Origin of the sequence: Paenibacillus sp. FSL P2-0322, assembly GCF_037975315.1 — a bacterium.
In the GTDB taxonomy this organism is placed as follows: domain Bacteria; phylum Bacillota; class Bacilli; order Paenibacillales; family Paenibacillaceae; genus Paenibacillus; species Paenibacillus polymyxa_B.
The window spans coordinates 1056733-1068612 of the sequence record NZ_CP150243.1; the positions used below are offsets into that span (position 1 = coordinate 1056733).

5 protein-coding genes are annotated in these 11880 nt (G+C 46.4%); all 5 read left to right on the top strand.

Annotation, left to right across the window (positions count from 1 at the left end; all coding sequences use genetic code 11):
• The first annotated feature begins 11 nt into the window (after window positions 1-11).
• The 5 genes from MKY24_RS04830 (at window position 12) to MKY24_RS04850 (ending at window position 11763) form a co-directional block, all read left to right on the top strand.
• Window positions 12-4979, top strand: coding sequence for a DUF4132 domain-containing protein (locus MKY24_RS04830; protein ID WP_339201495.1), 4968 nt, complete (start codon window positions 12-14; stop codon window positions 4977-4979).
• Window positions 4980-5209: 230 nt separating this feature from the next.
• Window positions 5210-5704 (top strand): GNAT family N-acetyltransferase, encoded by a 495-nt coding sequence (locus MKY24_RS04835; protein WP_103744805.1) that lies wholly within the window; start codon window positions 5210-5212, stop codon window positions 5702-5704.
• A 140-nt stretch (window positions 5705-5844) separates the two neighbouring features.
• A complete protein-coding gene (locus MKY24_RS04840; protein ID WP_339201497.1) occupies window positions 5845-6828 on the top strand; it encodes a Gfo/Idh/MocA family oxidoreductase in 984 nt (327 codons plus the stop codon).
• A gap of 512 nt (window positions 6829-7340) precedes the next feature.
• Entirely contained in the window at window positions 7341-10070 is a 2730-nt protein-coding gene (locus tag MKY24_RS04845) for a glycoside hydrolase family 3 C-terminal domain-containing protein (RefSeq protein ID WP_339201498.1), read from the top strand.
• Between the two features lie 175 nt (window positions 10071-10245).
• Window positions 10246-11763, top strand: a complete 1518-nt coding sequence (locus MKY24_RS04850) for a glycoside hydrolase family 30 beta sandwich domain-containing protein (RefSeq protein ID WP_339201499.1) — start codon at window positions 10246-10248, stop codon at window positions 11761-11763.
• Window positions 11764-11880: the final 117 nt, after the last annotated feature.

Genomic DNA, 11880 nt, shown 5'->3' on the forward strand with positions numbered 1-11880 from the left:
GGAAACGAAATATGCATCAAGAGAACAATGAGCAAGAATATTTCACCACACTGAAGGAGCGCGCGGCGCAACTGGATGGACAACAACAGGAGTTAGCCCAGTATGTTGTGGAACTGGGGAAGCTTCATTACATACAGGAGAACGAGGAGCCATTTAACGAATGTCAGCGAATATTAAAAGAACGGGCGACAGAAAGCGGAGAACCGCTGTTTAAGCCACTGACAGAGGTATTACATGCTCTAATTGGACAAACAGCGGGCGATGTATTCGCCCATCTAACAGAGCATGTGACTGAATATCCATACAGCACAGGGTATGCGCGAAAACCGTTTCGCACTTCGGATATTACGGCCCATACTTCCCGGATTTATAAAAGAATGGTGCAGTTGATTCGAATGGACTGTATCGGGTTCTCTGTAATGGATTATTTAACAAAAAAGGATTATGAACCAGGCAGGGATTACCGGATTCAGGAAACGATTGGTGACTGGATTGCTTATGAGCTGGATAACGATAATTTACAGGTGCTTGAGGCGTTAAAAGCTATTATTTATGGAGATAATCAGGCTGCGTTACTTACGCGCAATATGATTAAAGGCATGCTCCTGAGTCATCAGGAGGAGAATTATCGCATGATCGGCGAGCTCTTGGCAGCCGCCAAGCTCCAGGAGGGATTACGCCAAAGTATCGTGGAACAAATGGATGAAGGAACCCCGGAGGCTCTAATATATCTGTTAAAGGTGATCATCGACCAAGGCTTCATTCGTTACAGCTCGGTAGTGCGGGCGCTTGCAGTATGGACGGGCATGGGGCTGGAGTCCGCCAACCAGCGGGTCGTTCGTCAACTGATCGAGCAGGCATATGAAGCATTGACTCGTAGTGAACTGCGCCAAGAATGGCTGACCAGCTCAAATGCTAATGAAGTATATATGAGTTTGTGGGCTACTGCAGTACATGAGGAACGTGATCTGTATGGACAGGTTCAGAAACTCATGGAGCAGGGAGCACCCTACCAGAAGATCGTAGCGCTTTATGTACTGTCTAACAGTGACAACAAGGATGTGCGCCTCGGAATCGCGAGAGAATATCTGGATGAAACGGACCCGGAGCTTCAATATTGGATATTGACGAACTATACAAGCAATTATTTTTATGAATGGATAGAAGGCGGGACGGTCGCGGATCGGATTGTTAAAGTGGTGCGCACTCCTTTGCTGGAGAGCAGAGAGGAGCGGCGTAAAGATTTTGAACGACTTCATAACCTGTTTGTACATATGAAAAAGGGTGAGTCCACCGAGCCCTCCAAGGTGCTGGATTTTGTAAATCTGTATCACCGCTCAGATGCACCTATTCAAAAAATGCTGTATCTCGCTGGTTATGATATGGACGCTTCCTGGATTGGGGAAATCATAGCCTTAAAGGAACAGATTAGCCCTAATCTGCGTGGCGAACTGTTGAACCATTTTGTGCAAAACCCTGAGGATACGGTACAGCGTGATTTTATTTTTTCCAGTTTGTCTGACAAAAGTATGAGTATCCGTGAGTTCGCTGTGGCCAAGGCGCGTAAGCTGACGCTGTCGGAACCAGAAATGCAACAAATGGAAACCTTATTAAAGCTCAAGACGGGATCGTTGCGACAAAGTGTCATTGGTGTGTTGCTCTCACAATCGGAAGGGCCGCTGGCTGGCTCATTGGAACGCTTGCTTCGTGCTAAGGCGGAGCTGCAACGATTGGGTGGACTGGAAGTATTGACGAAGATATATGCAGACCCGGATCGTGCCGAACAGTATGAAAGCCTGCGGGCTTTGGCGGATATCATTCAGCAACCCACAGCCAAAGAGGAGCAACTGCTGTCCAAGCTGGGACAGGAGGATGCTTATACAGGGGCTAACGGTTTTGGCCTGTACGATCCGAATGTCAAGGAAGCTTGGTTGGAAGAGAAAGTTGATCTGGGTGATTTTCGATTGTCCGATTTTTTTGTTAGTCCATTGGAGAAGCTCAAGCAGTTCTTGAGCGGACTGGATGAGCTTGTTCATCATCATCGTGATGTGGAATATACTGCGGAGTATTATTCGGGCTACAAAGATACATTGCTTATTGGGACGAACCTTCGTCCTCTACGGCTGGTTCAGGTCGATGAAGAAGTAGATTCCAGACTGTCTTTATATCCTCTATATGAGGAGTGGGACCGTTATTTGCAGGAAAGCGGCATGGAAGCGCGTGAACTGCTGGAGCTTGTTTTTTATGACCGATTGGAGCCTATGGACCGAACGTTGGATCGCTACTATCGATACTTTTCTTTTAACATGAACTATTCAGAACAAAGCAAGCACAAGCTGCTGGAAGGATGGCGTAAAGACTTCGCTGAGCAAATGTATCCTTTGGATCGGATTAACGAGGTTCAGAAGTGGATGGCAGAGCTGACCTATTCCGATCAGGTAAGTACATTAGTTAATGCTTATTTTATGGACACATCCGGTGACCAAACATTTGACGTAATTGACCTTGCTTTAAATTCACTAATGCAGGGCGTGCCTAAGGACAGACCTGCTGAGGATATGGGAATGCTCCATCTATTGTCCGGCCCGTGGGTGGCACTGGAGAAGGGGCAGGTTCATGATGGTGAGTCCTTTAAGCGCTTTTTCCATACCTTTGTGAACTACGCAGAACTGCCAGGAGCGGAAAATCGTTTTTATTCTCCGCTGGATCTGGAGGATTATTTCAAAGCATATGAAAAAGGGTTGATCGGTGTAGGGGAAGTCTATCGGGAACTGCTGGCCGGTAGTGAAAGCAGAAGACATATGAGTTCCTTAACCAATGCCCGCAATACATGGATTTCTAGCAAACATGAATTTTTGGAAATACGTCGCACGGTTATTGATCGACTGTTAGAGGTTGAATTGGTTCGAGGAGATTTGCCTACCGAGGCTACGCCAAAGGTTATGGGATTGAGCCAATTTGAAGGTATGGATTATTTCATCCGTATTCTGGAGGGTCTCGACAAGGAAACGTTTGTGCGTGGTTATGTGTACGGCTACGGTGATCGTATTACCAAAAAAGAATCGTTCAGCCACTTGCTCAAAGCATGTTATCCGAGTGATGGCGAGGATGCCACATTGCTCAAGGAAAAGCTGAAAAACACTAAAATTACGGATAAACGTCTGCTGGAGGCTGCTATGTATGCTCCACAGTGGATTGAGATTGTAGCAGACTATCTCGGTTGGGAAGGGCTTCGCAGTGCGGCATGGTATTTCCATGCACATATCAATGAAGGTTTTTCGGCCGAGAAGGAAACGATTGTAGCCCATTATTCGCCGATTGCTCCGCAAGATTTTAATGATGGTGCCTTCGATATTCACTGGTTTCATGAGGCCTATGAGACGTTGGGCGAGGAACGATTTGATCTGCTGTACGATTGTGCCAAGTATATTTCAGCTGGAGCCAATCATCGTCGATCCCAGTTGTTTGCGGATGCGACGCTGGGTAAACTCAAACGGAGTGAAATGGAAAAATCAGTGGAGGACAAGCGAAACAAAGACCATTTGCTGACCTACAGTCTGATTCCACTTGCTCAGCCGCCTGAACCAGATGTACGCGAACGTTATGATTTTATCCAGAGGTTTCTGGAACAAAGCAAAAAATTTGGGGCACAGCGTAAGGCCAGTGAGGCACTGGTTTCACGGATTGCACTCGGGAATTTGGCACGTAACGCAGGTTATGATGATGTAACCCGTCTCGTATGGGACATGGAAGCTCGTAAGCTGGATGATCTCCGGTCTTATTTTGAGCCACATGCTTTGGACGAGGCTACAACGGTGCAGCTCGTCATTGATGCTGAAGGAGCGGCAGATATTGAAATTGTCAGCAAAGGCAAGACGCTGAAATCCATTCCGGCTCGTTTCAAGAAGGATGAGTATGTTACGTCGCTGAAGGAGCTTAAAGGAGATCTAGTGGATCAGTACCGCAGAGCTCGCAAAGAATTGGAACGCTCTATGGAGTCTGGTACGACCTTTATGGTGAAGGAATTGAGAGGACTGCTGGGTAATCCTGTGCTTGCTCCGTTGGTGCGAACACTGGTTTTCAAGGCCGATGATCACCTCGGATATTTTAATGAGGAAACGTTGGTATTGACGGCTCCTTTTGCTGAACAGCATACTATAGGAGAAGAGGACAAGCTGATTATTGCTCATCCCCTTCATTTGTTCGAAAGTGGTCGTTGGAGCGACTTCCAGAAGGACTTATTCGACCGCCAGATACGCCAGCCATTTAAGCAGGTGTTCCGTGAGCTGTACTTGCTGAATGCTGATGAACGTGCAAATGCGACAGTTTCCCGTCGATATTCAGGACACCAGGTACAGCCGAATAAAACGGTATCCCTATTGAAAGGTCGCCAATGGACAGTCAGCTATGAGGACGGACTCCAGAAGGTGTACTATGCCGAGAATCTGATTGCGAACCTGTATGCCATGGCAGACTGGTTCTCACCAGCGGATACCGAGGCTCCTACGCTGGAGACAGTACAGTTCTTTGATAGGACAACGTATAAGAGCGTACCGTTGGACGAAGTTCCTCCTGTTCTGTTCTCCGAAGTTATGCGGGACGTGGATCTGGTCGTCAGTGTTGCCCATGTAGGCGGCGTTGATCCAGAGGCCAGTCTGACGACCATTGAAATGCGTAGGGTGATTGTGCAGGAATCACTTCGCCTGCTGAAAATTAGCAATGTACGCTTGGATGGGAATTATGCACGTGTAGATGGGACTCTTGGCGAATATGCTGTGCATCTGGGAAGCGGGGGTGTCTATAAGCAAGCGAAGGGAGCACTGCATATTATTCCGGTGCATTCGCAGCATCGTGGACGTATCTTCCTGCCGTTTCTGGACGAAGACCCAAGAACAGCGGAGATTCTATCCAAAATTGTGTTGTTGGCCGAGGATCAGAAGATCAAGGACCCGCAAATTCTTACACAGCTTCAAGCGTAGAATAGAATTCTGATATATAGAGATTCATAATTAACTCAACGTTCGCACCTAGACAATGGTTTCAAATCCTCTACTGTGTAGGTGGAAACTTAGTCTAGTTGCGGAGGTTGAATTATTTAATATTGAGCGTGTATCGAGCGCGAATAAGGAGATATGGGTAATATTTTAGGCTCTGTGGTTTGATGAGAATCTAACAGTATAACAATTGACGATAATAGGAGAACACAACGATGATTAATAGTATCTTTCTAAAAGAGTACTCAACCGAGTATCAATCACAAGTTGTCGATTTAATTTTACATATTCAAAAAGATGAATATAATATCGCCATAACCAAAGAAGATCAGCCAGATTTGCTTGATATTGAAAACTTTTATCAGCGTGGTAACGGCAACTTCTGGGTAGCTCTTAGTGAAGAAACCGTAGTAGGGACTATAGCTTTGTTAGATATTGGGAACCGTAAGACAGCACTCAGAAAAATGTTTGTAAAACAAAACTATAGAGGTAAAACATTCAATGTTTCGAATCAATTATTGCATCATGCCATAGGATGGGCCAGGGTAAGGTCTATTGAAGAAATCTATCTTGGAACAACACCACAATTCGTAGCAGCTCATCGTTTCTATGAGAAGAACGGCTTTGTTAGTATAGCTCCAGGAGAATTGCCGATTGGTTTTCCAGTCATGAAAGTGGATAAAAAGTTTTACAGATACGTCATTCAATAATGGGTATAAATGAAGATGCTGCTGGGTCACAAAAGAAACCGTCGTCTAGCAAATGTTTCTTTTGTTTAGGACAGGCGTTTGCTAGAATAAAAGGGTATGTTGCAAGTAACGTTAACCAAATTGCTGGGAGGGACACAAGTATGAGCAAAAAGATCAAATGGGGAATTGTCGGCACAGGCTGGATCTCAGATCAATTTGTGGCGGATTTGGCGCATGTTTCGAATGGAGAAGGGTATGCTGTTGGATCACGCACTATTGAAAGCGCTACCGAATTTGCAGCTAAGCATCAAATATCAAGGACTTACGGGAGCTATGAGGAATTAGCACAAGATCCCGAGGTAGATGCTATTTACGTAGGGACTCCTCATCCTTTTCATAAAGAAAATGTTCTGACGGCTCTTCGGGCGGGCAAAGCAGTCTTGTGTGAGAAACCCTTCACCGTCAATAGCAAAGAATTGGAGGAAATGATCGGCTTTGCACGTGAGCGTAAGCTATTCCTGATGGAAGCAATGTGGACACGTTTTTTGCCTCCGATTCGCCAAGTGTGGGAGTGGATACATGCGGGACACATTGGCGAGGTAAAGCTGGTTAAGGCGGAATTTGGTTTTCGAATAGATTGGAACCCGGAGGGGCGGCTTTTGAACCCTGAGCTGGGCGGAGGTGCTCTATTAGATGCAGGAATTTATCCGGTTTCTTTTGCTTCAATGGTCTTCGGCCCTGAACCTGAGCATGTATGGAGCACTGCTCATATCGGGGAGACAGGCGTTGACGAGACATTTTCGATCTTGCTGGATTATGGAAAAGGACGCACGGCTATGCTTAACGGGGCAGTCCGTCTCGGATTGACGAATGAGGCATACATCCATGGAACAAAGGGCTATATCCACATTCCGTCATTCCTGAACAGCACATCTGCTACTTTAGTTGTGGACGGTGAAGAGGCACAAAACTTTCAGGATGACCGATCCTCTACAGGCTATGCCTTTGAAGCAGAAGAAGTCGGGCGTTGCTTGAACGAAGGTTTGCTCGAAAGTTCTACTATTTCTTTAGATGAATCGTTAGGAATTATGAAACTGATGGATCAGATTCGTTCACAATGGGGGCTTCGGTATCCGTTTGAATAATCACATTAATTCCAGGGACCTTTCAGGTTCTCTGGAATTTTTTTGTTTATGAGCGTTGTTTTTTATACCAGGATTTTGCAAAATCCTTATACATAAGTATTTCCAATTCCCAAATAGCGACTTTGGTCGCACGCTAGGTAACGCCATATGAGTAAGTCAAGAGTGGGACATATGAATCATTTTTATGGATTAAAATTAGTTAAAAAACCGTCATTAAATAGTTACAAAAGTGTAATTTTATTATCGGTTAACTGAATTGTTAACGCTCTCTTTTCATGAAAAAGAATGAAGGTCCTAGTGTTGTACTTCCAAAAACTTTCAATGAAATTTTCGAAAATGTACGGTAGGGTGGTAAACGTGTCACTTGAGCCATTGCGGCTTTTGCTGACTTGCTTGCTTATCCCGTGGCTCTGGATTCTTGTCGGAGCTCGCAGGATCGAGAGCCTTTGCAAGCCTGTGAGAGTTGAATAGGCATTCACCTCATGATCTAACATCAAGGAGGAATTACAAACGTGAAAGTGAAATCAACATGGTTGTTCCGTATGGTGATGATGACAGTTATCGCGGCTGTTGTGATCGGACCTATGAATATTGCAGGAGCGGCAGGAAGCCAGACAGATCGGCCTTGGATGAACACGGCCCTGTCGGCTGAGAAACGGACAGCGTTGCTGCTGCAGGAAATGACGCTGGAAGAAAAAATAGATTTGGTGACTGGCAAGGTCAACAATTACTATGGATTCTATAATAATTCGATGGAGCGGTTGGGCATTCCGGCGCTGACGATGGCAGATGGACCAGCGGGTGTGCGCATCGCTAATCCAGATGTGCAGGACAAGCAATCTACTGCGTTGCCTGCTCCAATTGCGTTGGCTGCAACGTGGGATACCCAAGCTGCCAAACAGTATGGTGATTTGATTGGAGACGAGGCTTTTAATACAACTCATAATGTTGCGCTTGGACCGGGGATGGATATTGCCCGTATTCCATGGGGATCGCGAAACTTTGAATCTATGGGTGAGGACCCGCTACTGCAATCGCAAATGGCGACCGCTTATGTCAAAGGTATACAAAGCCACCCTGTTTTGGCGACTGCGAAACATTATCTTATGAATAATCAGGAAACAGAGCGCTTCACGACGAATGTCAAAGTCAGTGACCGTGCGTTGCATGAGATTTACATACGCCCGTTCCAAGAAGTCATCGCCGAGGCAGATTTGGGAGGGGCAATGTGCTCCTTTAACAAGGTCAACGGCGAGTCTGCTTGTGAGAACAAAACTCTTTTGACGGACCTCTTGAAGAAGGAATTGCAATTCAAGGGCTTTGTGATGAGTGATTACGGTGCGAACCTGAGTACAGTCGAATCGGCAAATAGCGGATTGGACCTGGAAACACCGGGGACCCCTTATGGTAAATGGGGAGATCAGCTGCTGGCGGCTGTCAAAAATGGTAAGGTAAGTGAAAAAACGATTGATGATAAGGCTGGGCGCATTTTGATGCAAATGTTCAGCAAAGGTTTATTCGATCACCCGGCTCAAAATAATCAAATTGATGCCCGTGACCATGGCAAGACAGCCCGTCAATTGGCTGAGGAAAGTATGGTACTGCTTCAAAATAAAAATAATGCATTACCGTTGTCTAAAGATAAACTCAAGTCCATTGCTGTGATTGGCCCCGATGCAGATAACGGCACTGTGGCAGGCGGAGGCAGTTCGTTGGTGAACCCGACGTATACCGTGAGTCCGTTAGAGGGCATCCGCAATCGTGTCGGCAAAGGTGTTACCGTCCAATATGCACCGGGTACAGACCCGATCTCTGCAGGAGACATTATGCCTGGCCCATCGGCTGTTCCGTCTTCACTGTTGACTACATCTGATCAGAAAGAGGATATCAGTGTTGGATATGCGACTTATGGAGATGGCGAACAGGGGCTTCGAGGCGAATACTGGAAGAATAACAAGATGGAAGGAAATCCGATTCTTGTACGCAATGATGACCAAGTCAATATGAACCTTGGATTTTATAATTATCAGGGCTTCAATGCGAAGTCTCCTAAAGTTCCAAATACACCAACGACACTGAACGGCTTGATATCTGCACGCTGGACAGGGGCAATTGCAGCTCCCAAGGATGGTGACTATGCATTGTCATTAACCAGTTTGGGATCAAGCAAGCTGTATCTCGACGATAAGCTTTTCGTGGACAATCAAGGTGAAAAGCTGGGCACTACGAAGAAGAACATCTCCCTTAAAGCGGGTGAAAAGCACAAGATACGTATTGAATACCGCGCTGATTATCCGACAAATGGTCGTGATTCCGGTGGTATGGTTCGTCTGGGCTGGGAACCTCCGGCAGATACGTCAGATAAGTTGATTGACAACGCTGTGAAATTGGCGAAAAAATCGGATGTTGCGATTGTTGTTACGCGTACGTATGAGAGCGAAGGATATGTTGAGCGTTCCGATATGGAACTGCCGAACAATCAGGATCGGCTGATCCGTGCGGTTGCGGCTGCAAATCCGAAAACTATTGTCGTACAAATGAGCGGCAGAGCCGTGCAAATGGATACCTGGCAGGACAAAGTCCCTTCCATCGTACAAGCATGGTTTGCTGGACAAGAGCAAGGGAATGCTATAGCACGCGTCTTATTCGGGGATGTGAATCCTTCGGGTAAGTTGCCGGTAACCTTCCCGGTTAACGAGCAGTCTACACCCGTGTCCTCACCAGAGAAGTTTCCGGGTGTGAACGGTATAGGTGACTATTCAGATGGTATTTTTGTAGGCTATCGTGGGTATGAGAAATCGGGTATTCAACCGGCGTTCTCCTTTGGACACGGTTTATCCTATACGACATTCGGATATAGCGATCTGAAAACAAAACAGCATGCGAGTGGAAAAAAATCCGATCGTACGAGTTCCGTCGAAGTTTCGCTAAAATTGAAGAACACGGGTAAAACAGCCGGAGCTGAGGTTGTACAGGTGTACAACGGTAAGCTTCCGACAAACGTAGAGACTCCATCCCGTCAACTGGCAGGCTGGTCCAAGGTAGAGTTAAAGCCGGGTCAAGAGAAGAAGGTTCGCATTGAGCTCGACCCGAAAGCTTTCTCATATTGGGATGAAAAGTCCAAAGCATGGGTTATGCCAGCGGGTGAAGTGCCCATTTATGTGGGCAGTTCCTCTCAGGATTTACGACTGACAGGAAGTGTTACGATTCCGGCAACCTCTACAGAAAAGGCAAAAAAGTAATCCCGTTACATTTGTTTTAAAATGGTTATATTCAAGAGAGCGCGGGCACAAGCACCGGCTCTCTTTTTGCTATCGGTATGTAAACGTCCAACAGGTATGCAAAGGGAAACCCAAGTGAAAGCTGAAATAGTAGGGAGGATGGGGACAGGATAATGATGGGGAGAGGAGGATATAGATGAAGAAACTCCAAAAGCAACGACGTACTGACATCTGGCTGCTTATAGCTGCAGTAGCCATTTTGATCTGTGCGGTCCTGGCCAGTATGGCTATACGGAATGTTCCGGGGCCGAAAGCAGAAAATAACGTCAACATGTGGCTAACAACACCCGATCCGGCGAATCGCCTAACCCAACAAACCCCGATCCGTTGGGATAGGGATCACAGTAAAGAAAATGCAGCGAATGCGGATACACTGACGATTGAGATTAAGCCAGATATTCGTTACCAGACGATGGAAGGGTTTGGAGCAGCGGTGTCCGGTTCGTCCGCATACCTGATGAATTATGGCATGTCTGCCAATCAGCGTGATCAGCTGCTAAATGATTTGTTTACAGCCAGTGGCATTCAACTGAGTTATATTCGCCATACCATTGGAGCCTCAGATTATTCCGTAGATGGACAGGGGGAGCCTGGCAGCTATACCTATGACGATGTGGCAACAGGTAAGGACTATGAGCTGAATCATTTCTCCATCGCCAAGGATCGGGATGTGATCGATGTGCTGAAGCAAATCTTGAGAAGAAACCAGGATTTAAAGATTATGGGAACCCCATGGACAGCTCCGCCCTGGATGAAATATGGGGAGCAGATTTATAACGGCTGGTATTTGGACTATACCAATCCGCGCGTCTACCAGGCGTATGCTGACTATTTTGTTCGTTATCTACAGGCTTATGCGAACGAGGGAATTCCGATTCAGGCGATTTCCATTCAAAATGAGCCAGAATTCACGACGTCCAAGTATCCCAGTATGAGCATGGGAGCAGCAGAACAGGCGAATTTTATTAAACAATACCTGGGCCCGACCCTAAATCGAAACCATTTATCTACTCACATTATTGCCTTTGACCATAACTGGGATACAGGGAGCGAATATGCCAAGACTGTGTTAGGAGATGAACAGGCTCGAAACTATACGCACGGAACGGCCTTTCATTGCTACAAAGGAGAGCCCACAGCGATGACAGATGTGCATAATGCTTTCCCTGATAAGCCTGTATATATGACAGAATGTAGTGGAGGAGCGTGGAGTCCGGGCTTTGGAGATGATTTGAGCTGGGACATGTCCAAGCTGATCATTGGTGCACCCCGAAACTGGTCGCAAAATGTCCTCTTTTGGAATATCGCACTTGACCCGTCCGGGGGTCCGACCAATGGGGGTTGCGCCAACTGTAGAGGTGTAGTGACCATCGACCCGTTAAGCGGTGCAGTTACGAAAAATGTGGAGTACTATGCGATTGGGCACGCCAGCAAATTTGTCCGTCCAGGTGCGGTACGTATTGATTCTACACATTATAGTGGAAGTATCGAAACGGTCGCCTACCGCAACCCCGACGGTACGCTTGTCCTGATTGCCGCCAATACGGGAGAGAACACAAAGACATTTAAGGTTCGGCAGGGAAATAAGGTTTTCAAATCTACCCTTCCCTCCAAGTCCGCAGCTACCTTTCAATGGAATCCTACGGTTTCCTGATATGGCATGTACATCAACGTTTTATAGAAGTTTTAGAGCGCTTAGCCCATCTGGCTGAGCGCTCTTTTTTCATTTGCTACAAAGTCCAGACTGTGAAAAAGATAAAATTTTAATATT